The organism is Paenibacillus sp. G2S3, from assembly GCF_030123105.1.
Taxonomy (GTDB): domain Bacteria; phylum Bacillota; class Bacilli; order Paenibacillales; family Paenibacillaceae; genus Paenibacillus_AQ.
The window spans coordinates 4,176,762-4,200,620 of sequence record NZ_CP126095.1 but is presented as its reverse complement, the minus strand read 5'-3'; the positions used below and the strand labels follow the sequence as shown (position 1 = coordinate 4,200,620).

At 44.0% G+C, this 23,859-nt stretch carries 24 protein-coding genes; 23 read left to right on the top strand and 1 reads right to left on the bottom strand.

What is annotated here, in order from left to right:
• Positions 1–302: 302 nt before the first annotated feature.
• The 11 genes from QNH28_RS18390 to QNH28_RS18340 all read left to right on the top strand — a co-directional run bounded on the left by QNH28_RS18390 (position 303) and on the right by QNH28_RS18340 (position 9,748).
• The gene (locus QNH28_RS18390; protein WP_283907954.1) at positions 303–593 is read left to right on the top strand and encodes a hypothetical protein; all 291 of its coding nucleotides are present in this window, start codon (positions 303–305) and stop codon (positions 591–593) included.
• A gap of 147 nt (positions 594–740) precedes the next feature.
• Positions 741–1,085 (top strand): 50S ribosomal protein L19, encoded by a 345-nt coding sequence (rplS, locus tag QNH28_RS18385; RefSeq protein WP_283907953.1) that lies wholly within the window; start codon positions 741–743, stop codon positions 1,083–1,085.
• A 297-nt stretch (positions 1,086–1,382) separates the two neighbouring features.
• Positions 1,383–1,991, top strand: a complete 609-nt coding sequence (lepB, locus tag QNH28_RS18380) for a signal peptidase I (RefSeq protein ID WP_283907952.1) — start codon at positions 1,383–1,385, stop codon at positions 1,989–1,991.
• Between the two features lie 29 nt (positions 1,992–2,020).
• Positions 2,021–2,881 carry a ribosome biogenesis GTPase YlqF gene (gene ylqF, locus QNH28_RS18375; protein ID WP_283907951.1) on the top strand — a complete coding sequence of 287 codons (861 nt, stop codon included), beginning with the start codon at positions 2,021–2,023 and terminating at the stop codon, positions 2,879–2,881.
• Between the two features lie 254 nt (positions 2,882–3,135).
• Positions 3,136–3,747 (top strand): ribonuclease HII, encoded by a 612-nt coding sequence (locus QNH28_RS18370; RefSeq protein ID WP_283912199.1) that lies wholly within the window; start codon positions 3,136–3,138, stop codon positions 3,745–3,747.
• A 144-nt stretch (positions 3,748–3,891) separates the two neighbouring features.
• A complete protein-coding gene (locus QNH28_RS18365; protein ID WP_283907950.1) occupies positions 3,892–6,048 on the top strand; it encodes a DNA ligase in 2,157 nt (718 codons plus the stop codon).
• The gene (locus tag QNH28_RS18360) at positions 6,045–6,353 is read left to right on the top strand and encodes an EscU/YscU/HrcU family type III secretion system export apparatus switch protein (protein WP_042128964.1); all 309 of its coding nucleotides are present in this window, start codon (positions 6,045–6,047) and stop codon (positions 6,351–6,353) included. Before QNH28_RS18365 ends, QNH28_RS18360 begins: the two co-directional genes overlap by 4 nt.
• Complete coding sequence (locus QNH28_RS18355) at positions 6,350–6,736, top strand: YraN family protein (protein WP_283907949.1); 387 nt, start codon at positions 6,350–6,352, stop codon at positions 6,734–6,736. Before QNH28_RS18360 ends, QNH28_RS18355 begins: the two co-directional genes overlap by 4 nt.
• A 153-nt stretch (positions 6,737–6,889) precedes the next feature.
• The gene (locus QNH28_RS18350) at positions 6,890–7,297 is read left to right on the top strand and encodes a hypothetical protein (protein WP_283907948.1); all 408 of its coding nucleotides are present in this window, start codon (positions 6,890–6,892) and stop codon (positions 7,295–7,297) included.
• A gap of 44 nt (positions 7,298–7,341) precedes the next feature.
• The gene (locus tag QNH28_RS18345) at positions 7,342–7,851 is read left to right on the top strand and encodes a phosphoesterase (RefSeq protein WP_283907947.1); all 510 of its coding nucleotides are present in this window, start codon (positions 7,342–7,344) and stop codon (positions 7,849–7,851) included.
• A 190-nt stretch (positions 7,852–8,041) separates the two neighbouring features.
• Positions 8,042–9,748: a YifB family Mg chelatase-like AAA ATPase gene (locus tag QNH28_RS18340; protein WP_283907946.1), complete on the top strand. Its 1,707-nt coding sequence runs from the start codon at positions 8,042–8,044 to the stop codon at positions 9,746–9,748.
• A gap of 316 nt (positions 9,749–10,064) precedes the next feature.
• Here QNH28_RS18340 and QNH28_RS18335 read toward each other — a convergent pair whose 3' ends face one another.
• Positions 10,065–10,493, bottom strand: a complete 429-nt coding sequence (locus QNH28_RS18335; protein ID WP_042189459.1) for an organic hydroperoxide resistance protein — start codon at positions 10,491–10,493, stop codon at positions 10,065–10,067.
• A gap of 143 nt (positions 10,494–10,636) precedes the next feature.
• Here QNH28_RS18335 and QNH28_RS18330 point away from each other — a divergent pair, with 143 nt between their 5' ends.
• The 12 genes from QNH28_RS18330 to fliF all read left to right on the top strand — a co-directional run bounded on the left by QNH28_RS18330 (position 10,637) and on the right by fliF (position 23,857).
• Positions 10,637–11,125: a MarR family winged helix-turn-helix transcriptional regulator gene (locus QNH28_RS18330; RefSeq protein WP_283907945.1), complete on the top strand. Its 489-nt coding sequence runs from the start codon at positions 10,637–10,639 to the stop codon at positions 11,123–11,125.
• A gap of 353 nt (positions 11,126–11,478) precedes the next feature.
• The gene (gene sucC / locus QNH28_RS18325) at positions 11,479–12,639 is read left to right on the top strand and encodes an ADP-forming succinate--CoA ligase subunit beta (RefSeq protein WP_042128955.1); all 1,161 of its coding nucleotides are present in this window, start codon (positions 11,479–11,481) and stop codon (positions 12,637–12,639) included.
• Between the two features lie 62 nt (positions 12,640–12,701).
• Positions 12,702–13,631 carry a succinate--CoA ligase subunit alpha gene (sucD, locus tag QNH28_RS18320; RefSeq protein ID WP_283907944.1) on the top strand — a complete coding sequence of 310 codons (930 nt, stop codon included), beginning with the start codon at positions 12,702–12,704 and terminating at the stop codon, positions 13,629–13,631.
• Positions 13,632–13,852: 221 nt separating this feature from the next.
• On the top strand, positions 13,853–14,971 hold the full coding sequence (dprA, locus tag QNH28_RS18315) for a DNA-processing protein DprA (protein WP_283907943.1): 1,119 nt from the start codon (positions 13,853–13,855) through the stop codon (positions 14,969–14,971).
• A 36-nt stretch (positions 14,972–15,007) separates the two neighbouring features.
• Positions 15,008–17,107: a type I DNA topoisomerase gene (topA, locus tag QNH28_RS18310; RefSeq protein WP_283907942.1), complete on the top strand. Its 2,100-nt coding sequence runs from the start codon at positions 15,008–15,010 to the stop codon at positions 17,105–17,107.
• A gap of 26 nt (positions 17,108–17,133) precedes the next feature.
• Positions 17,134–18,489, top strand: coding sequence for an FADH(2)-oxidizing methylenetetrahydrofolate--tRNA-(uracil(54)-C(5))-methyltransferase TrmFO (gene trmFO / locus QNH28_RS18305; protein WP_283907941.1), 1,356 nt, complete (start codon positions 17,134–17,136; stop codon positions 18,487–18,489).
• 123 nt (positions 18,490–18,612) lie between these two features.
• Positions 18,613–19,155: an ATP-dependent protease subunit HslV gene (hslV, locus tag QNH28_RS18300; protein WP_042189455.1), complete on the top strand. Its 543-nt coding sequence runs from the start codon at positions 18,613–18,615 to the stop codon at positions 19,153–19,155.
• A 33-nt stretch (positions 19,156–19,188) separates the two neighbouring features.
• Positions 19,189–20,589 carry an ATP-dependent protease ATPase subunit HslU gene (hslU, locus tag QNH28_RS18295; protein WP_283907940.1) on the top strand — a complete coding sequence of 467 codons (1,401 nt, stop codon included), beginning with the start codon at positions 19,189–19,191 and terminating at the stop codon, positions 20,587–20,589.
• Between the two features lie 378 nt (positions 20,590–20,967).
• Positions 20,968–21,375 carry a flagellar basal body rod protein FlgB gene (gene flgB / locus QNH28_RS18290; protein WP_283907939.1) on the top strand — a complete coding sequence of 136 codons (408 nt, stop codon included), beginning with the start codon at positions 20,968–20,970 and terminating at the stop codon, positions 21,373–21,375.
• Positions 21,376–21,381: 6 nt separating this feature from the next.
• Positions 21,382–21,831 (top strand): flagellar basal body rod protein FlgC, encoded by a 450-nt coding sequence (flgC, locus tag QNH28_RS18285; protein ID WP_094869605.1) that lies wholly within the window; start codon positions 21,382–21,384, stop codon positions 21,829–21,831.
• A 92-nt stretch (positions 21,832–21,923) separates the two neighbouring features.
• Complete coding sequence (fliE, locus tag QNH28_RS18280; protein WP_076119551.1) at positions 21,924–22,235, top strand: flagellar hook-basal body complex protein FliE; 312 nt, start codon at positions 21,924–21,926, stop codon at positions 22,233–22,235.
• A 35-nt stretch (positions 22,236–22,270) separates the two neighbouring features.
• The gene (gene fliF / locus QNH28_RS18275; RefSeq protein ID WP_283907938.1) at positions 22,271–23,857 is read left to right on the top strand and encodes a flagellar basal-body MS-ring/collar protein FliF; all 1,587 of its coding nucleotides are present in this window, start codon (positions 22,271–22,273) and stop codon (positions 23,855–23,857) included.
• Positions 23,858–23,859 lie beyond the last annotated feature (2 nt).

The window sequence follows — 23,859 nt, the reverse complement described above, 5'->3', positions numbered from 1 at the left end:
TTGTTATACTGGACCAAAGACTAGGTCTCAAAAGTGTTCACTACACTTCGATTTTCAATTGTGCTAAAATAAATGAAGGATCACTCGCTGAATAAATACAGTATGGGTACATATTAAAAAAAGGCGCGGAAGCGCTTATATAGAACCTTCAGTAGCTACTGGAAGTCGCTTTTTTCGTATAGAAGCGAAGAGGTGTGCTAAGGCTACTTTGTATACAGATATAGACCGTTACCTCATTTGCAGAACAGGGCGGTCTTTTTATTTTCTTTCATTAATAAATCCTGAAGGGTGGAGGGAGCCAAATGAAATATGTTGCCATTTTGCTTGCCTTAGTAGTTTTGGCAGCCGTATATTTTTTAGTCTGGAAACGGAAAATAAATACCACAAAAAATTATCCGCGCACTACACGGAGTAATGTGATCTCAATGGATAGTCATCGTAAAGCCAAACAGAGCCCAGGTGAGCAGCCTTGCTCTTCTTGTAAGAAGAAGAATGGAAAGCTCATCTTCTATGCACAAGATAATGGAACTGTAGTTGGCCTGTGTAAGGATTGCCAGTCGAAGGCGAAAAAAAGAGATATGCTGCCACTTTAAATAGAAAAAATAAGTTGTATTAGCCCGTCCTTTATGGTATTATTATCTCTGTTGTGTGGAATACGGTGGTCCGCTGCGGATAATGAGGGAGAGCAAAGTTCTCTCCGGAAGAGGCAAGAACACCTGTACGGAAGGAGGAAGTCCTTAATGAATATCCTACAAGCTATTGCGCAAGAGCAACTTCGTAAAGATATCCCGAGTTTTCGCCCGGGTGACACTTTGAAGGTGCATGTAAAAGTTATCGAGGGAACTCGTGAGCGTATCCAGTTGTTCGAAGGCGTTGTAATCAAACGTCGTGGCGGTGGAATCAGTGAGACTTTTACGGTTCGTAAAATTTCTTACGGTGTTGGTGTGGAAAGAACATTCCCAATCAACTCGCCTAAAATCGAGAAAATCGAAGTGGCTCGTCGTGGTAAAGTGCGTCGTGCTAAACTTTATTACCTTCGTGAACTACGTGGTAAAGCAGCGAGAATTAAAGAAATTCGTCGCTAGAATAGTGACAAAGGAAAGGGGCTTGAGTTCAAGCCCCTTTCGTTTTATTATTTTTTGAAAATATAAGAAAGCATAAGTTTCACGTTATACATTATTCTTATATTTCTCGCATGAACGCTTACTGTCCTTAAAGGACGCTGAGGGCGTTTTAGCTTGGTATACAATGCGTGCGACATATACGCTTGGGGATCAGCTTCTCCGAAAAGGCCTCCTGAAGGAGTATCTGTGGAGGGGTTTTTGGCAGGAGTTTTTTTGTGTTGTATAGTAAGAGTAGTATTTTAGAGAGGACGGTGAACTATGCAGCAGGAACAAAGTGAAACTTTGGAATCAAGCGCGCAGAACCCACGTAAACCCAAAAACGAAGTCTTGGAATGGATCAAGGCCATTGCGATTGCTTTAGTGTTGGTTTTTCTGATTCGCTGGCTTTTGTTCAAGCCTTTTATTGTAGATGGACCTTCCATGCAGCCTAATTTCCATACGGGTGAACGTGTTATCGTAAATGAGATTTTGTACGATATTAGATCTCCGCAGCGGGGCGAGGTTATAGTATTCCACGTGCCGTCTGAGGGTAGAGATTTTATTAAACGTGTAATTGGTGTGGCTGGAGATACCGTGAAAGTAGAAGGGGATGTAGTTACAGTTAACGGAGAGGTTGTTAACGAGACATATATCCAAGGCGCTATTGATGCTGCGCATAGTAACAACGCTCTGTATAATAATAAAGACTTCCCGAATGAACAATTCACGGATGGTACTGTACCTGAAGGACATGTGTTCGTTATGGGGGATAATCGCTCGGATAGTACCGATAGCCGAATGATCGGTTATGTACCTCTGGGTGATATTGTGGGCCGTGCAGATTTAATCTTCTGGCCGATAAAGGATATTACACTGATTAACCATTAAGTTGACAGAAGTCAAAGGAGGTGACGGCAATGGCCATTCATTGGTTTCCTGGTCATATGACGAAGGCTAGGCGGCAAATCGAGGATAAGCTGAAGCTGATTGATGTTGTAATAGAATTGCTCGATTCCCGTCTGCCGCTTTCCAGCCGCAATCCGATGATTGATGATATTTTGCGGGACAAGCCAAGATTGATTATTTTGAACAAGGCGGATCTGGCAGATCCGGAAATTACACGGAAGTGGCTGGCGTACTTCAAGGGACAAGGGCATGTTGCTTATCCTGTTGATGCATCTACTGGAACGGGTGTTAAGGATATTCCAGAGCAGGTCAAACTGCTGTTAAAAGAAAAGATTGACCGACAGATCGCAAGGGGAATGAATCCGCGAGCTATGCGTGCATTGATCGTTGGTATTCCTAACGTCGGTAAATCAACACTCATTAACCGGATGGCTGGTAAGAGTATCGCTGCTACTGGTGACCGCCCAGGGGTAACCAAGGGTCAACAGTGGATTAAGACAGGTGGTAACTTGGAGCTTCTGGATACCCCAGGTATTCTATGGCCGAAGTTTGAGGACCAAGAAGTAGGTTATCGCCTAGCGGTAACGGGTGCAATAAAGGAAGAAATCCTGAATATTGAGGACATCGCCTTTTATGCAGTGAAATATTTGGTGAAGGACTACGGATCTAGATTTCAAGAACGCTTTGGCATTGAGAAGCTTCCTGAGGATCTGGAGAATCCAGATGAGATCGTAGCTGTTATGGAAGCCGTGGGTCGTAAACGCGGTTGTCTGCTTAGTGGTGGACGTGTAGATCTGGAAAAAGCTTCGCGGGCCTTGTTGCATGAGCTACGGGCAGGTAAGCTTGGACGCTTTACGCTGGAAACGCCTTAAGTGGCGTGAATTCTGCGTTTAATGGACTAGGTATGGAAGAGCCATCCGAAAATTCGGAGGCTCTTTTTTTATGTATTTTTGGCCCCACAAAGTACTAGAGTACACATCGAAGCAAAGCCCCATTTTATGGGGAATGGATCAAATTGGAACGTCTATTTTTAGATGACCATGTAAGCTTTACTATGATAAGCTGACTTATATAGATCATAGAATATTTCATAATTGGCGGTGACAAATTAGTGAGTTCGTTAGATATGTTGGCATATGAAAAAGAAGGCTGGGAACAGTCTTATCGCCGAATAGCAGGGGTAGATGAAGTGGGTAGAGGCTGCTTGTTTGGGGACGTCGTCGCAGCAGCGGTGATTTTGCCAGAAGGGCTTATTATTGATGGAGTAAATGATTCCAAAAAACTTACAGCTAAAAAGAGAGATGCTTTATACGAGATTATAATGGAGCAAGCACTGGCAGTGGGAGTGGGGTATGTAGACTCTACTGTCATTGATGAGATTAATATCAAGCAAGCTTCACGCCTAGCCATGAAAAAAGCGGTAGAGAGTCTGGGACATACTCCTGACTATATGCTGATCGATGCTGAAAAGGTAGATCTCCCTTTGCCACAACGGGCAATTATTAAAGGAGATGCTAATAGTCAGTCCATTGCAGCAGCTTCGATTATTGCTAAAGTGACACGAGACAGGCTGTGTGAAGGTCTGTGGGAGGAATCATACCCTGATTATGGGATTGCGATACATAAAGGTTACGCGACCAAGCTTCATCGGGAACAAATTACGGCACTAGGACCAACACCTATGCATCGACGCAGTTTTATAGGAAGGATTCTCGCGGAGCAGCAAACGTTATTCTAGAAAAATAAGAATGTATATGTTATACGAGAAATGATTGTCATCCATAAAGGAAGACAAAGTCGTTTCTTCTTAAAATGTCGCTTAAAAAAGTGAAATGAATACCGATATAGTAAGAAGAGAGAAAATGGAGGGAGGAGAAACGGTATGAATATCGGAACATTGATCCGTGGATTGCTTGGAGATCAAAAACCTGGTGCGGCGAAGTCTTTAGAGTTAAAAGAAGGGCAAGTTGTTCGTGGTGTTGTTCTCTCTGTATCGGATTCAGGCAAAGAAGCGGTTGTGCAAATCCAAGGTACACCTGTTCGTGCAGAATTAGAAACACCACTACTGCCTGGAGAAACCATGAACTTACAGGTTGGACCACCCGGAGAAGGCGGATTACCCGTATTGAAGCCGGTCTCCCTCGGTGAAACGGCGTTAGTCACCCCCCAAAGCATGGGTGAGGCCTTGGAGTCGCTAGGATTAGCTGATTCCAAAGCAGGTCGAGAAATCGTACTAGCGATGCAAGCAGGAGGTGTTCCGCTTACTAAAGAGACAGCGGCTTTGCTGGATGCGGTAATGAGTGCAAAACCAGCTGGTGTGCCTACATCAGAGTGGCTTGACGCAGCTGTCATTTCTGTAAAGCGGGGACTCCCCGTTACAGCTGAGAGTGTGAAAGGATTGCAGCAGGCAGTATTTGGCCCGCAGCTGCATCAGCTTTTATCAGCACTAGAAGAGCAGATTACAATATGGGCAGGTCAAATTGCTAATGAGGAAACAATAACCGCGGAACCTAAAGCTGGAATGGGTACCATTACTGGAAAGCTCGAACCTTCGTTAACTGCAGGTGCTGGAAGTGGTAATAACATAGGTGTTGTAGAGGGTGACGCTACAGAAGCGGACTCTGCACAATTGGCAGCAAAAGGAAATGGACAAGCTACAAGTAAAACTACTGATGCTAGTATCGCAGGCGGAAGTAATTCTCTTTCAGGAGGACCCGTTGAAGGTGGTCTGAAACCGGTTGAACAAGGTGCGCCAGTCAAGGTGACTCTTAACATAGCTTCTGATAATGAAACGGGGATTGGAACTGGCAAGCCAGGTTTAGTAGATGAGGCGGGCGAAGGAGTGCAGGCCTCGAAGGGTGTTATTGTTACAGAGTCTACGGCTGGTAAATCAACACCTGCCATGACATCCGGCGCTCTAAATAGTGCTTTAAGCGTTCAAGCTGATAGTGCAGTGAATAATCTTATCCGTTCCAGTGAAGTTGAGATTCAGGGTAATGCCTTGAATTTGAATAAGGATGGGGCATTGGATAGTGCTATACATGCAGATAAAAGTCGGGCTGCCACTCTAGATAAGAGCGGGGCTATGCCAGGTGGCGCGAGCGTGAGCGCCGAAGGAACTGCTGCTGGTGCTGCGCCCCAAGCAGCAAGTGGGGCTGCCCTGCTCGCGAAGCTGCAGGGCGTGCTCACAGAGCTGCGCGGTAGCCTGCCGCAGCTCGCAATAGTCCCGCCCGCTGACGCGGCGGGACAAAGCCCTGCCCCCGCGGCTGCCGCGCCGCGTGGGGAACCCCGGCTGCGACGGCTCCGCCGATGCAGCCGGACACTCACCCCACCCGCGGATGCGGAGTCGTGGGTGGGGCGGGTACTGAAGCTGCTCGGTGCGGAGCACGAGCAGCAGGCGGTGCGCGGCGGCGCAGTAGCCGCCGCTGAGACGGCCCGCGCGGCGGCAGGTACGGCCGCGCTTGGCAGTGCGGGTGTCGGCGGCGAACAAGCCACCGACACCCTGAAGGGCGTGCTGCTGCAGATCCTGAGCAGCAGCGAGGTGCCGCCCGCGGTAAAAGAAGCCGCGAGCGGACTAGTGCAGCAGCTGACAGGACAACAGCTGCTGCTCAATACAGATCGAACAGCTCCTTTTGCGCAAGTGACTTTGTTCTTGCCTTTGCAAGGTCCGGATGGGCAGGAGACCGCTTCCGTTCATATTCAGTCGCGCCGGGGACGCAAGGGTGAATTGGATGCTGCCAATTGCAGGCTCTGGTTTGATTTGGATATGAAGCAGATCGGACAGACGTTGGTCGATGTGCAGGTTGTTGATCGAATCGTTAGTCTTAAGCTACATAATGATCATCCTTGGGTGCTTGAGCTGCTTGAACAGCGGCGTGAAGACATTAAAACGGCAGTTGAATCGATTGGTTATCAGCTGTCAGGCTTAAGAACTGAACCTTTACCAGAAATAAAGCTTTCTACAGAGCTTGCCACTACCCATAGTAAGCTTGTTGATTATGTTCCTGATGCCTATAAAGGAGTGGATTACCGTATATGAATGAGAATGAGCCTGTACCTCCAATTTCACAAGGGCTCAAAAAAGCGGTCGCTCTCAAATATAGCCCAGGACAAAGCGAGGCACCTGTTGTTGTCGCCAAAGGACAAGGGGCGATAGCGGATCTGATTCTGCAAAAGGCCAAAGAGAGCGGAGTTGCGGTCCAGGAGGACGCGGCACTCGTAGAGGTTCTTTCCAAGCTCGATTTAGATCAACAGATTCCTTCTGAGCTTTATCAGCTAGTGGCTGAAATCCTCAGCTTTGTGTATCAAAGCGACCGTTCTGCCGGTGAACGGAGACCAGAATGAAAGAGCCATACCCAAGGGTGCGCTACAACCGCAAACAGAAGGGCTCTGCTGCTGAAGATGGAGCTGTGCAGTACTTATCTACTTGTGGGTACAGGATCTTAGAGCGAAATTGGCGTTGTCGAACCGGAGAAATTGATATTATTACAGAGAACGAAGGCTGTATTATTTTTGTTGAAGTTCGCAGTCGAAGTGGAAAGCTGTATCAGGGGACTCCAGAGGAATCAGTGAATGCACGAAAAATACATCAAGTGCGAAATACAGCACAGGTTTATTTGCATATGAAAGGTTATGATGATCGAAGAGTAACTTTTGACGTCATTAGCATATTACTGAATGAGGATTTAAGCATTGCTTCTTTGGGGCATATACGTGAGGCTTTTTAAGCTGCACCCCATATTCTCGCGCCATTCATTATGGGCACTAGCATTCTTGTGAAAAAAGTCTTTACATAGCCTTCGCACAGTGGGTCATTTCTCAAAAGAAATGGGTAAACATTAGAGTAACTTTTTAATGTCATCATGAGGAGGGCTGTTTAAGTGAAGAATAAACCTTTTGAAATGCAGGTTAGTTTTGCTTGCCAATATTGCCAGCAGAAGATTGAAGTGAAATTTACCGCAGAGCCAGTATCCGTTGTCTGTTGCGCAAATTGCAATAAGAACTTCACGGTTATGCGGCCCACTATAGCTGAGGAAATATTAATCGATTGGAAAAATGAGGCGCTATTTCAAAAAATCCGTGCAGATAAATCACAAAACAGCAATAGCAGTCTCTTAGCGCTTGTTATTAAAGTCATAGAGCTTCTTACCTGGCGAGATAAAGGGAATGGTCAGGTGGAAGCAATTAAAGAGATGCGTGGCTGGCTCATTGAGAATGAAGAGACTCCACCTTTAGCTGAGCTGATCCAGAGCGATAATAAAAAACTTTCACATAAGCGACGTGACTGAAGATAATCATACAAACTATGATCAAAAAAGAAAGAAGGGTGAACATGGCTAACGTTTTTTTCACATCTGACCATCATTTTGGACATAAGTTGATTATTGATTTTGAATCCAGACCCTTTACCGATGTGGAGCAAATGAATGAAGCCATGATTGAAAACTGGAATTCGGTAGTGAGTCTGGAGGATAAAGTGTTTCATTTGGGAGACTTTTCGTTTCTTAATAAGGAAGCGACACGTGCTATTGTGGAGAGGTTACATGGCTATAAGATTCTAATTCTCGGCAATCATGATCGGGGACGTGGTCGGGATTGGTGGCTTGAAGCAGGCTTTGACGAGGTTAGCGAATATCCGCTAATTTATAAGGATTTCTTTTTTCTCTCTCATGAGCCTATGTATATGAATAAACATATGCCTTACGTAAATGTGCACGGTCATATTCACGGACAAAAATATGAAGGAAAGAATTATTTTAACATTTGTGTAGAGCATTGGAACTATAAACCGTTGACTTTTGAACAGATTAGGGACTCTGTCATAGTTAGTGAAGAAGGTTAATATAGATCTATAGGATTATTTATGCGCATTTATGCAATCTGATATTTATTTATAATTCTTGATTACGCTAAGATTCCCTATATATAATGAGATATAATAGCTAATGTATTACCGGAAAATAAGGAAGCACCTTTTTTCTTGAAGATGTGACACCCAAACAGGGGTGTATTTCAGGAGATGAGGTGTTTTTATGTATGGAAAAATGCATAGTGCATGTCTGTATGGAATTGAAGGGGTAATGATTGGGGTTGAAATTGATCTTGCGAATGGATTGCCGCAGACGAATATCATTGGTTTGCCAGATTCAGCGATTCGTGAAGCAGTAGAACGAGTGAGAGCTGCCGTTAAGAACTGCGGTTATCGCTATCCCCAGCAGCGTATTACAATAAATCTAGCACCAGCCGACTTACGAAAAGAAGGCTCTGCCTTTGACCTTGCGATTGCTCTGGGGATACTGATAACTAGTGGTCAACTGATATTGCCCTCAGCCAATGAGGTGCTCTTCATTGGAGAGCTTGCGCTTGACGGTAGTCTCCGGCCAGTATCGGGTGTTCTACCAATGGTGGAAGCTGCGCGTAAAAATGGATTTAAGGCTGTACTGCTTCCTGAAGGGAATGCTGCTGAGGCAGCTTTGATCAGTGGCATAAATATATACGCAATCGACCATTTGTGTGCATTACCGAACCCGGAAGAATCACCGTCCAATTCAGCTATGGGTATAAGAGGGGAGAACGAACAGAATCAACTGGATGGGGGAGTCTCCGAAGAAAAAACGTCTTTATTATTTCTTCCTTTTCCCGTATCTGTAACCAAGGGGAAGGATGCTAATGAACGACCTCCGGTTCTTGTCCTTTCTTTGGAACATCTAAAATATACCCCAGTTAACGGTACTTCTGCGGCCTCCTCATGTGCAATGAACGATATGATGGATGATTACAGTGATGTGCTAGGACAACAACATGTAAAAAGAGCCCTAACCATTGCGGCAGCGGGCATGCATAATATATTGCTAATCGGTCCACCCGGTACAGGGAAGACGATGCTGATTAAACGCCTTCCAAGCATCCTTCCGAAATTGTCTGAGAGTGAGGCACTTGAGGTAACCAAAATTTTTAGTGCAGCAGGAACTTTGAAAGATGCCGACAACGGCTTACTGCGTAGTCGTCCTTTTCGCTCCCCCCATCATACGATATCTCCCGCAGGCCTTATTGGGGGTGGAGGCATTCCAAAGCCGGGAGAAGTTAGTCTTGCACATCGAGGGATTCTCTTTCTAGATGAGTTGCCCGAGTTCTCTAGGAATGTACTTGAAGTGTTGCGCCAGCCGCTCGAAGACGGGGTTGTTACTATAAGTCGTGCTCGAGCATCCTTTACCTATCCTGCGAAATTCATGCTCGCCGCATCGATGAATCCATGCAGCTGTGGTTATTTTGGAAGTGGGCTTTCTCAACAACACTGTACATGCAGTCCTGCTAGGATTGCTCAATATCGTGCTAAGATATCAGGGCCTTTATTGGATCGTATTGATTTACAGGTGGATGTTCCTCGCCCAAAGGAATGGGATCGGCAGGGCCATGTTCTATCTTCGGCTGAGATGTATGCAGAGGTGATGGCGGCACAGGCGATACAGGCTAAACGGTTTAAACGTTTGCCTATTTCTTGGAATAGTGAACTTTCCGGCGCTTCTCTTCGGAGATATGCAAGTCTTAGCCGTGAAGGGGCTCAATTGCTGTATGACATTCTGGAGAATTTGGGTCTAAGTATGCGAGCACATGATCGAATTATTAAGCTATCCCGTACAATAGCTGATCTGGAAGGCGCACAGGATATTACTTCCTCTCATCTTGCAGAGGCTGTGCAGTACCGTAATTTAGACCGGCAAGCGATGACCGAAGAATAAATAAAATAAAGCAGCGATTCCCGTTATTGGCGAATTGCTGCTTTGTATTTTGGGTCATTGATCTCACTCCGCTAAAATTGTTAACCTCTCTGGAAACTTATGGACCTGAAAAGCGTTATATGGGGGTTTTTAGCATTTGGAGCGTGAATTCGGACTCCAGAGACACTATTCCTTAGGAAACTGCCCCAATGACATGCTTTTTATATCATTAGCTACTATGGGGTCCGTTAGCAATCAAAAAGTGAACTAATGTTGCGTTTAAGATCTTCTGTGTCCGATAGGACATTGTAAGCGAAAATAATTCTCTGCAATTGTCTTACAGTACATTCAATTCTACAGCGATATTGCCACGGGTTGCGCGGGAGTAAGGGCAAGCGCCATGAGCCGCTTCTACTAAAGAGGTTGCGGTTTCTCTGTCAACACCTTTAACCAGCACATCAAGCTTAACCGCTATGCCAAAACCTCCATCTTCAACTTTACCGAAGCTGACTGTAGCCGTTACTTCGCTACCTTCAATTTTCACTTTTCCGAGTCGAGCAACCATGTTTAGGGCACTATCGAAACAAGCGGAATATCCAGCTGCAAATAATTGCTCTGGATTTGTGCCTTCGCCACCGGCGCCTCCCATTTCACGTGGTGTACTGATCGTAAGATTGAGCTTAGGGCTTTCTGATTCGATAAAACCGTTTCTTCCTCCAACGGCTTTAACAGTAGTTTCATACATTTTTTGCTGGATAGTCATCATTGTAAATCTCTCCTTTTCAATATTAGTTTGTGTACAATCTAATTTATCACAATTAATCATAAAGTCAAATTAATTTTTTGCTATTATTATGATGTTATGAGTGAATTATGATAAAATAAGGGTATAAGGCAGGTGAATAAGATATGAAAATGAATGAAGAAGATATGCAAAAGATAACGACTACACCTGAGCTACTGATTGAGAATCAACTCTGTTTTACGATTTATGCTTGCTCTCGTGAGATCACAAAGCTGTATCAACCTTATTTGGATAAGATCGGTTTAACATACTCGCAATATCTAGTAATGCTTGTGTTATGGGAACGGCAGCAATGTACGGTTAAAGAAATCGGTGAGGCGCTATTTTTGGATTCGGGTACGTTGACGCCTCTTCTGAAACGCTTACAAACTGCAGGGTTGATCGTGCGTGAGCGTTCGACACAAGATGAGCGAAAAGTTCTGATCTCACTAACGGAACAGGGCTGGGGGCTTCAAAGCAATGCGGCTTGTATTCCTGGAAAAATGATGGAAGAAACGACTATGTCCAGCGATGAGTCAGTAGAGTTGCTTGAGCAGTTCAAAAGCTTGCTGAACCGTGTTCATGAGGCTAACACTCAAGATAGTAAAAAGTAAGTATGATTAGGAGTCAATGCGATCGTTCGCATTCCGGCATGAAACCAAGCGAAAAAATGTGTACGAATCATGAATATATTTAAGGAAAGCGTTTTAAAAACATGTTACACTATTCTGGGTTCCTTTATATGGCATATAGGTAAGTATAAGCTGAGTCTTATAGATTTACTCAATGTCTCTCACAGAAACAAGACCATTCTTATACGAGTGGTAGAACAGTTTCTGCTGGTTCTGGAATAGTGCTGCATGTTTAGCATCAGCCTATCTCCTAACCCCGCGGCAATCAAAACGGAAGGCGAGATGACAACAGGCTGCCTGCCTGAGTCACCACGCTACTTTAGGAGGCTACCGCTATGAATATCCACGAGTATCAGGGAAAAGAAGTGCTTAAGAAGTACGGTGTGGCCGTACCGAATGGAAAAGTAGCTTATACAGTGGAGGAAGCGGTAGAAGCCGCAGAGTCACTGAGTACACCGGTTGTTGTTGTTAAAGCTCAGATTCACGCAGGTGGACGTGGTAAAGCTGGGGGCGTAAAGGTTGCTAAGAATATTGATGAAGTGCGTACCTACGCAACCGAGATTCTAGGCAAGACTTTAGTTACTCACCAGACTGGTCCGGAGGGTAAGGTAGTAAAACGGCTTCTTATTGAAGAAGGCTGTCAAATTGTTAAAGAGTATTACATCGGTATCGTTGTTGATAGAGGAACTGGTCGAGTCGTCATGATGGCTTCTGAAGAAGGTGGCACAGAGATTGAAGAGGTTGCAGCTACACATCCGGAGAAGATTTTTAAAGAAATCATTGATCCGGCAGTAGGTTTGCAGACTTTCCAAGCTCGTAAGCTAGCTTACAGCATCTCTATTCCTAATGAACTGGTAGGCAAGACTGTGAAGTTCATGCAAGCGCTATATCTAGCTTTTGTGGATAAAGATTGCTCTATTGCCGAAATTAACCCATTGGTAGTTACAGCGGATGGTAATGTAATGGCTCTAGATGCTAAGTTGAATTTTGACCCGAATGCTTTGTTCCGCCACAAGGATATTCAAGAGCTTCGGGATCTAGATGAAGAAGATTTAAAAGAAATCGAAGCCTCAAAGTATGACCTTAGCTACATTGCGCTTGATGGCAATATTGGGTGCATGGTTAACGGTGCAGGTCTCGCGATGGCGACTATGGATATTATTAAGTATTATGGAGGCGAACCCGCCAACTTCCTGGATGTAGGGGGCGGTGCAACGACCGAGAAGGTAACAGAAGCCTTTAAAATCATTCTATCGGATGAAAAGGTAAATGGAATTTTCGTTAACATATTCGGCGGTATTATGCGTTGTGATGTTATTGCTAACGGTGTTGTAGAAGCGGCCAGTCAATTGGGATTGACCAAACCGCTTGTTGTACGTCTTGAAGGAACAAATGTTGGATTGGGCAAGCAAATCTTGGCTGGATCGGGACTTAACATTGTAGCTGCTGATTCTATGGCGGACGGTGCCCGTAAGATTGTATCTCTTGTGCAATAATGGCTTGGAAGTAGGAGCCAGTTATCGTATTTGACAATATAAGTAGGGATGTGAACTAAGGCATGAGCATTCTTGTAGATAAAAATACGAAAGTTATCACGCAAGGTATTACGGGAGCAACAGGCTTGTTCCATACTAAAGGTGCGCTGGATTATGGGACACAGATGGTTGGAGGAGTAACGCCGGGTAAAGGTGGAACGACAGTTAATATCACCCTTGAAAATGGCAGTGAAGTTAGTCTTCCAGTATTTGATACTGTTGCAGCTGCTAAGGCAGCTACAGGTGCAACTGCAAGTGTGATTTATGTACCACCAGCATTCGCAGCAGACTCCATCATGGAGGCTGTAGATGCAGAGCTGGATTTGGTTATCTGTATTACCGAAGGTATTCCTGTACTTGATATGGTAAAAGTCTCGCGTTATATGGAAGGTCGTTCTACTGTTTTGATCGGTCCAAACTGTCCGGGTGTTATCACTCCTGGAGAGTGTAAGATTGGAATTATGCCAGGTTATATTCATATGCCAGGTTATGTTGGCGTGGTATCGCGTAGCGGAACGCTAACCTATGAGGCTGTTCATCAGCTAACCACGCGTGGAATTGGGCAATCTTCCGCTGTAGGTATTGGCGGAGACCCGGTTAAAGGCTCTGAGTTTATTGATATTTTGAAGCTGTTTAATGAGGATCCGGGCACGAAGGCAGTTATCATGATCGGAGAGATCGGTGGAACTGCAGAGGAAGAAGCAGCAGAGTGGATTCGTGAACACATGACCAAGCCAGTTGTAGGCTTCATTGGAGGAGCAACTGCCCCTCCAGGCAAACGCATGGGGCATGCTGGTGCTATTATTTCTGGAGGTAAAGGTACAGCTAGTGAAAAAATTGCCGTACTGGAAGCTTGCGGAATTAAGGTAGCTCCTACACCTGCTGAAATGGGCTCAACACTTGTAAGTGTGCTTGAAGAACGCGGTATTCTAAGTGCTTTTACATCGCATTAATTATTGAAGGTAAGGCAGGGAAATCACTCCACGTAGTGATGTTATTTCGTGTATAATTAATTTAAGAGGTAAGCAACCTTTTGTTCCTATCCAGGGATGAAAGGTTGCTTTTTTTATTTTAAATAGAAATTTATTGAATTTAAAGAAATACTTGCGTTTTCAAGATGAGTGACACAAAATAGGGAAGGCTAGGCCTTCCATGTTAAGGAGAGAAAAATGATATGGAAGAACGAGAACTACTATTCGGCTTTAATGAAGTGGAAGGTATAGGCTGGAAAACTATCGACAAGATTCGCAGAGCAGGGCTTTTGTCAGAAAAAGCATTTTCTTGTAGCACAGAAGACTGGGAGAAGATTGGTTTGACCGAGAAAATGTCGATTCATCTTGCTTCCATATATACGTTGGAGTGGATAGCAAAACGCCGCTTACTAATGGAAGAAAGTGCTGTGAACATGGTTACGATTTTTGATCCAGACTATCCCGATTTATTGAAAGAGACGGATCAGCCACCATGGATTCTTTATTATCGTGGACGTTTGGAACTGACTTCTTCACCCAGTGTGGCGATGGTAGGCACTCGTGTGCCAACAGCTTATGGACGGAAGGTAGGGGAGATCCTCACGAAAGAGCTTAGTGCAGCAGGTCTAACAGTGGTTAGCGGATTAGCTAGGGGGATTGATAGTGCGTGTCATGAAGCTGCGCTAAGAAGCGGTGGAGGCACTATAGCGGTAGTAGCTACAGGGCTTGATCGGGTCTACCCTCCCGAGAATAAGGAGCTTGAGCGATTGATTTCTCGTGATGGGCTAGTGCTCACAGAGTATCCCCTTGGAACCAAAAGTCATCCAGGGTTATTTCCGCAGCGCAATCGTATTATTGCAGGTCTTACATACGGGACAGTGGTTGTAGAGGCGGACAGTCGAAGTGGATCACTCATTACTGCTGATGCTGCCTTGGAAGCAGGACGCGATGTTTTTGCTGTCCCTGGACCTATTACTTCTCCTAAAAGTAGAGGTGCTCTTGATCTGATTAAACAGGGGGCAAAGCTGGTAACCAGTGCATTAGATATTATAGAAGAATATACTTCTTATCTCCCGACAAAGCTTGCAAAAACGGGTGAAAGTGGTCCCCCTGAGCAGGTGGCTGACGACTTGTTAATTGAAAAGAAATTGACAAATGAGGAGTCACACCTATACCATATATTGCATCAAGGACCCTTTATTTTGGACGATCTGCTTGTGAGGACAGGATGGGATTTTGGACATTTGCATTCAGTTCTGTTATCTTTAATCATAAAAAAAGCGGTAGCACAATTACCAGGAGCTATTTATAAGGTAATTTAATATAGAGGTACGAGTGTTAACGAGGAGGAAGAGTCTATGGCAGATGCATTGGTTATTGTCGAATCGCCCGCAAAAGCGAAGACAATTGGCAAATATCTAGGTAGTAAGTATATTGTAAAGGCATCTATGGGACACATTAGAGATCTACCGAAGAGTCAAATTGGTGTTGAGGTGGAAAATGATTTCAATCCCAAATATATTACGATTCGCGGTAAAGGTTCTATATTGAAGGAATTGAAAGACGCTAGTAAAAAAGTAAAAAAAGTCTATCTCGCAGCTGACCCCGATCGCGAGGGAGAAGCGATTGCTTGGCACTTGGCACATGCACTGGATTTAGATAATACACAGGAATGCCGGGTTGTATTTAATGAGATCACCAAACAAGCGGTAAAGGATGCTTTTAAGACACCACGCAAGATTAACATGGATCTTGTGAATGCGCAGCAGGCAAGACGTATCCTGGATCGGCTAGTAGGTTACAAGATTAGCCCCCTATTATGGAAGAAAGTCAAAAAAGGGTTATCCGCTGGACGGGTTCAATCCGTAGCTGTAAAGATCATCATGGATCGCGAGAATGAAATCTCTGCTTTTGTACCTACTGAATATTGGAGCATTACAGCCAAGTTAGGGATTCGAGATTCCATCTTTGAAGCTAAGTTTCATAAGCTGAATGGTGTGAAAAAAGAACTTAATCAAGAGAGTGATGTTCAAGAGGTGCTTGAGGCAATCAAGAACGCAGCTTTCAAGGTGAGTAATGTGAAGGAGAAGGAAAGACAACGGCATCCTTCGGCTCCTTTTACAACAAGTTCCCTGCAACAGGAAGCCGCACGTAAGCTTGGTTTCCGTGCAGCTAAAACAATGTCTGTTGCCCAGCAACTATACGAAGGTGTGGAACTAGGCAAAGAGGGAACCGTAGGTTTGATCACCTATATGCGTACGGACTCGACACGTTTATCTGTCACTGCACAGGATGAAGCTAAAGAGCTGATTACTGCAAAGTATGGTGAAAAGTTCTTACCCGAAGCCCCTCGCCAGTATTCGAAGAAGGCGGCTGGAGCGCAAGAAGCGCATGAAGCGATTCGACCAACTTCAGCACTCCGCGAACCGGAAATGGTCAAAGAGTTCTTGAGCCGGGATCAATTCCGTCTTTACAAGCTGGTATGGGATCGGTTCGTATCCAGTCAAATGGCTTCGGCTCTTCTGGATACGCTCTCGGTTGATATAGAAGCAGGAACGGCCACATTCAGAGCTGTGGGTTCGAAGGTTTCATTCCCAGGGTTCATGAAGGTTTATGTAGAAGGCAACGATGATGGTACTACAGATGAAGATAAGTATTTACCGCCTCTTCAAGCGGGGGATGCTTTAAATAAGCAAGAGATCGAGCCTAAGCAGCATTTTACACAGCCACCACCGCGTTATACAGAAGCAAGGCTTGTAAAGACACTTGAGGAATTAGGGATAGGTCGCCCAAGTACGTATGCACCAACACTTGAAACGATTCAGAAGCGTGGTTATGTAGCTATTGAAGAGAAAAAATTTATGCCTACAGAGCTTGGAGAACTAGTCATCGAACAGATGGAACAATTTTTTCCTGAAATATTGAACGTAGAGTTTACGGCTAATATGGAAGGGGATCTTGACCATGTGGAAGAAGGCTCAGAAGATTGGGTGAAGGTTCTTGCCGAATTTTACGAGTCTTTCGAGAAACGCTTAGTGTTTGCCGAAGAAGAAATGAAAGAAATTGAGATTGAAGATGAAGTTTCTGATGAGATCTGCGAGAAATGTGGTAAACCACTTGTTTATAAATTAGGGCGTTTTGGAAAGTTTCTAGCATGCTCCGGGTTTCCAGATTGCCGAAATACGAAGCCGATCATCAAAGATATTGGTGTAACTTGCCCTAAGTGTCATGAAGGTAAAGTTGTAGAGCGTCGTAGCAAAAAAGGGCGTGTCTTCTATGGCTGCGATCAATATCCTGGTTGTGATTTCGTCTCTTGGGATAGACCATCCACAAAACCATGTCCATCTTGCGGGGCTTGGATGATTGAGAAACGCAATAAGCAAGGCACCAAGCTGCAATGTACGTCTTGTGACCATACAGAGGCAGTTTTAGACAACGAAGAAGAGTTAGCAGAATAATAGTCTCTACAGGGGGAAAGAAGACAGTGACAGATATAGCGAAGGTAACAGTAATTGGAGCAGGTCTCGCAGGAAGTGAAGCGGCCTGGCAAATAGCCTCTCAAGGCGTACCGGTAAGATTGTATGAAATGAGACCAGTGGTGAAGACACCGGCGCACCACACGAATCAATTCGCAGAGCTAGTATGTAGCAACTCCTTGCGTGCAAATGGTTTAGGCAATGCGGTGGGTGTATTAAAGGAAGAAATGAGACGTTTAAACTCCCTTGTATTAGGTGCAGCTGATCGCCACGCTGTACCTGCTGGCGGCGCACTTGCCGTGGATCGGGACGGTTTCTCGGGAGAAATTACGAGTACATTGCATAATCATCCGCTCGTGGAAGTCATAAATGAAGAACTTACGCATATACCGGAGGAAGGGATTGTTGTTATTGCAACGGGTCCACTTACTTCCCCTGCATTATCTGCTCAAATTAAGGGTCTGTTAGGTGAAGAGTATTTCTATTTTTATGATGCTGCTGCACCGATTGTTGAGAAGGACAGTATTGATATGAATAAAGTGTATCTGGCTTCCCGTTATGACAAAGGAGAAGCAGCATATCTGAACTGTCCTATGACTGAAGAGGAGTTTGACGTGTTTTATGATGCGTTGATTACTGCAGAGACGGCGGCGCTCAAGGATTTTGAGAAAGAGATATACTTTGAGGGCTGCATGCCTATCGAAATCATGATGAAGCGTGGTAAGCAAACCGCACTGTTTGGTCCGATGAAGCCTGTAGGGCTTATTAATCCGCACACAGGCAAGCTACCATATGCGGTAGTACAGCTTCGTCAGGATAACGCTGCTGGAACGCTGTACAATCTGGTGGGCTTTCAAACGCACTTGAAATGGGGCGAACAGAAGCGTGTATTCTCGCTGATTCCAGGTCTTGAGAACGCTGAATACGTTCGGTATGGTGTAATGCATAGAAATACCTTTATTAATTCTCCTAAACTCTTGCATCCTACTTATCAAATGAAGGGCAAAGAAAGGCTGTACTTTGCTGGACAGATGACTGGCGTGGAAGGTTATGTGGAATCAGCGGCATCAGGTTTGATTGCCGGCATTAATGCTGCTAGAGCCGCACTCGGTCAAGAAGGACTGATCTTCCCACAAGACACGGTGCTTGGCAGCATGCCTGCTTATATCACTTCCGCTGATCCGGAGCATTTTCAACCTATGAATGCCAATTTTGGCCTTTTACCGAAGGTAGAGAAGAAAATCCGTAATAAGAAAGAAAAGAATGAGATGCTAGCACATCGTGCACTAGACAGTCTTGCCGAGTACGCCAATCGTACGGGCCTCGCATATACAGAGCCGGAGGCTATCGATAACCAAGCATAAACGTCTTCGACGTCCTTATAGGGACGATAAGCGTTTAAGTGAGAAATATAAGGATAGTGTATAACGTGAAACTAATACTTCTTATATTTGAACAAAGCCCATCTTAAGGAGGTAACTACAATCATGGTACCCAGCTTTCATGCGACTACAATTTGTGCTGTAAGACATAACGGACAGGCAGCTATAGCAGGTGATGGTCAGGTTACATTCGGAGAGAGTGTAATTATGAAGACGACGGCTAGAAAAGTTCGTCGTTTATACAGAGGACAAGTAATAGCAGGGTTTGCAGGATCTGTGGCAGATGCTATCACTTTGTTCGAAAAATTCGAAGGCAAGCTGGAGGAGCATCATGGGAACCTGCAACGGGCAGCCGTAGAATTAGCGAAAGATTGGCGTCAAGATCGTATTCTTCGTAAACTTGAGGCATTGATGATTGTTATGGACAAGGAAGGCATGCTCTTAATCTCCGGAAATGGTGAAATTATCGAACCAGATGATGATGTGCTCGCAATTGGTTCCGGTGGTAACTTTGCACTTGCTTCCGGTCGCGCACTCAAACGTCATGCTCCAAATCTTGCTGCTGCAGATATCGCTCGCGAGGCTCTTCAGATTGCATCAGAAATATGTGTGTATACTAACTCCAATATTATTGTTGAGCAATTATAAGCTTAGTGCCATAGAGACAAGGAGGAATTCACGATGGTGAATCAATCGCTAACACCCCGTCAAATCGTAGCTGAATTGGATAAATATATTGTAGGTCAGAAACAAGCTAAGAAATCGGTAGCTGTTGCGCTTCGTAATCGTTATCGGCGTAGTCTGCTGGCAGAGGAACTGCGTGATGAAGTTGTTCCTAAGAACATCTTGATGATCGGACCTACTGGTGTAGGGAAAACAGAGATTGCTCGGCGTTTAGCCAAGCTTGTTAATGCTCCGTTCATCAAAGTGGAGGCAACCAAATTCACTGAGGTGGGTTATGTAGGGCGAGATGTAGAGTCTATGGTGCGTGATCTCGTTGAGACTTCTATTCGTATGGTGAAGCTAGAGCGTACGGAAAAGGTGAAGGACCGTGCAGAAGAACTGGCTAACGAGCGGATTGTCTCTATTTTAGTGCCTTCGTCTTCAAAAAATAAATCACAGAAGAATCCTTTTGAGATGATTTTTGGTGGGAACTCTTCACAAGAGGAGTCTAAAGATGATTCCGAACCAGATGGAAGCTTAAGCGAACGCCGTCGTGGGGTTAAATTTAAGCTGCTAGCTGGCCAATTGGAAGATGATATCATTGAAATAGATGTTGAGGATACAGCGCCATCTATGCTGGATATGTTTGCAGGGCAAGGGAACGACCAAATGGGGATGAATATGCAAGAAATGTTTGGTAGTTTACTTCCGAAGCGGACGAAGAAGCGCAAGCTTCCTATCCGTGAGGCTCGTAAAGTACTGATTCAGGATGAAGCCACCAAACTGATAGATATGGACGATGTCATTCAGGAATCTGTGACACGCGCTGAGCAATCGGGAATTATTTTTATCGATGAGATTGATAAGGTTGCGAGTCAAGGTAAAGGTTCTGGTCCTGATGTATCACGTGAAGGTGTGCAAAGAGATATTCTTCCAATTGTAGAGGGTTCTACAATCATGACAAAATACGGTCCTGTGAAGACGGACTATGTACTCTTCATGGCTGCAGGGGCTTTTCATGTTGCTAAACCTTCGGATCTGATTCCTGAGCTTCAGGGACGTTTTCCGATTCGCGTAGAGCTGAGCAGTCTGACACTGGAGGATTTTGTATCCATTTTAACGGAGCCAGAGAACGCTTTGACGAAACAATATGCCAATTTGTTGAAGACCGAGGATATTGAAGTAGAGTTCCAGAAGGATGCTATTTATGAAATTGCTAAAATAGCTGCTTCAGTGAATCAAAATATGGAGAACATAGGTGCTCGGAGACTTCATACCATTTTGGAGAAGCTATTGGAGGATCTGTCCTTTGAAGCGCCTGAGCTGACTCTGGACACTATGGTTATTACACCGGAATATGTGCGTGAGAAATTGGCAAGTATTGCACAGGATCGTGATCTAAGTCAGTATATTCTTTAAAGCGACAAATTATATTCATATGGATTTGGGCATAAGGGATTAGAAAATTACAATTCAGTGTCATTAAAAGGTAAAAAAATGTAAAAAGATGCAATAAAAAAGATAGTTTTAAGTTATATATGGAATAAAATAGCAATAAAGTGCTAAAAGCCCTGTCTTTTTTTAAAAGATAGGGCTTATTTCTTATTGTAATAATATACAAATTAAATGAAAATCAATGTATGTGAAAATACTAATAAGTTATACTTTGCGACAAGGTTCGACGTGAAAGTTGATAAATAGAGGACTTTTATACTTTATTTGTCGAAATCGAGCAGGTTTTTTAAGGAAAGTTGTGGAATTCTTTTCATTATGATAGCTTTGAAAGGAGGAATTATCTTGGGATTGCTGAATAGTGTCAGTTTTCAACGATTACAGGGAGGCATTGATGCTGCCTATAAACGACAAAATGTTCTAGCAAATAACGTGGCTAACGAAGATACGCCAAATTTCAAACGTTCTGATGTGTCATTTGAAAGTTTCCTTCAGCAACAGGAAAGTGGAATAAAACCTACACTTAACGCGAAGGTAACGGACTCCCGACATTTTCAATTTGGTACCAATAGTATTGTACCAGCTGCTGTCGTTAGTACAGATGAAACTACCTCTATGAATAATAACGACAACAATGTGGATGTAGAACGAGAAATGGCGTTAAGCGCTGAGAACCAACTCAGGTATAGTTCTTATGTCGAGCAGATCAACAGTCAGATTTCGATGATGCGAGCTGTAATTCAAGGAGGATAAGATGGCATGAACTTTGGGAGTAGTTTTGGGATAAGTGCATCAGCATTAACAGCTCAACGATTGCGGATGGACGTGATTTCCTCCAACGTGGCTAATGCAGAAACTACAAGAGCATCGGTGGTTGATGGCAAAGCCGTTCCATACCGTCGAAAGCTTGTTGTTATGGAAGCTACCGAAAGTAATAAGTTCTCGAATATACTAAATTCGAAATTGAACGGTAGTAGTAATGAAGGCGTGAAGGTGCAGTCCATCATAGAAGATACTTCACCGTTAAAGCCAGTATACAATCCAAGCCATCCTGATGCGGATGCCGAAGGTTATGTCTATATGCCAAACGTAGATATTACCAAAGAAATGGTAGATATGTTATCTGCATCACGTTCTTATGAAGCCAATGTAACGATGCTGAATGCATCTAAAGCTATGGTAAGTAAAGCACTCGAAATTGGGCGGTAAACGTAATTAACACTAGGAACGCTTCCAAAGTGAGTTTTGTACGAAGTAAATCTAGGAAGCATATGCTTACAAAACTTTTAGGAGGGAAACAGTTGATACAGAATATCACTAATGGAGTTCAAGCTGTACAGCAGCTTGCCATGAAACCAACATCTACCGAAGCTTCATCCACTCCTGCTAATTCCATGGAGAGCTTTGGTTCTTATCTTGAGAATGCACTCAATAAAGTAGCAGATCAGGAACAACAAGCAAAGGATATGAGTAATAAATTTGTATTGGGAGAAGTGAATATAGACGAAGTGATGATTTCTTCCCAACAGGCTTTACTGAGTTTGCAGTTGACTACACAAGTCCGGAACAAAGTGATTGAAGCCTATCAAGAAATTATGAGAACTCAGATTTAAATAAATCCTAGCTTAGTTCCGGATGGGGTGACACTGTGAATGAAAGATTTGCCCAATATCGGGAGAAGGTTACCCTGTATTGGAACAGATTTAGTGGTAAACAGAAGATTTTATTCTTTTCAACATTGTTTATCATTCTAATAATAATCGTAGTATTAACCGTGCAGCTTTCAAAGACAGAATATGAAGTAGCGTTTCAAGATTTGGACAGCACAGATTCAGCAGGAGTAATGAACTACTTGGATTCAGCAGGTGTTTCATATCGATTAAGCCAAGATGGAAAGAGCATTTCAGTGCCAAGCACCGAAGCGGCTCGAATAAAGGTGGATATCGGTTCTCAGGGGATTGTTCAGGGGGGCTCTATCGGTTATAAAGTCTTTAATGAAAATTCGTCAATGATAGGAACAACAGATAGTGAGTTTAATGTGAAGTATAATAATGCATTAAACGGTGAAGTAGAGCAGTTAATGAGACGTATGCAAGGAATTAAAGATGCTAAAGTGCTGATTAATTTGCCTAAAGAAACAGTTTTTGCTTCCCAGGCAGACCAAGAGCAAGCATCTGCATCCGTTGTGCTTTCATTTAATCCGGGATTTAGACCCAGTCAAGATAATATTGATGGGTACTTCAACCTTGTAAAGACTGCGGTTCCAAATCTACCAATCGATAACATTACGATTGCTAATAATGAAGTCGAGTTAATGCCTACGGCTAAAGGTGGACAAGCAGGAGTTTCCAGCCAAGTCGAAGAGAACTTCGCTCTTCAGAAGAAATTCGAAGAAGAAGTAAAGAAAGATGTGAAACAATTCCTTAGCACGCTTACGGGTCCAGATAAAGTTGACGTTCTAGTATTTTCGAAGCTGAACTTTGACAAGGAAAACCGGAAGGAAGATCTAGTAACCCCTGTGGATACAGAGAACATGAAGGGGATTGAGATCAGTTCACAAATCATTAGTAATTCGTATTCAGGTCAAGGAAATACAACTGGCGGAGTGGCAGGTACTGGTTCACAGGATGTAGCGGGCTATCCTTCTCAAGCTGGCACGGATACTTCTACTTCGGAAGAATCTTCTGAAACGAGGAACTATGAAGTAAACCGAATTACAAAGGATGTTATCGCTAGTCCCTTTACTGTTAAAGATTTAACCATAAATGTTGCAGTTGAACCACCTACAGGACAAAATTCTTTGGACGCTGCTACATCAGCAGCAATTCAAAATATTTTGGTGAATATTGTTCGTGCTTCACTCGCAGATTCAGGTACTACATATACAGACGCTGATTTAACCAAAAAGGTTTCGGTGTATTCACAACAATTTGGCGGCACCGCTGCTAATACAACACCAGGTGGTCTTGCCACATGGATGTTATGGGCTATCGGAGCAGCTGCATTGCTGGTTGGAGCAGGTGGAGGATATCTAATCTATCGTAGTCGTAAGAAGACTGTGGAAGAAGAAGATGAAGACATTCCATTGCAGGTTCCTACCGAATTTCCATCTATTAATTTGGAAAGTGTGACGAATGACAGTCAAGTTCGTAAGCAATTGGAAAGTTTGGCCAAGAAGAAGCCAGACGAATTCGTAAATCTGCTGCGTACATGGCTTGCAGACGAACAGAGGTGAAC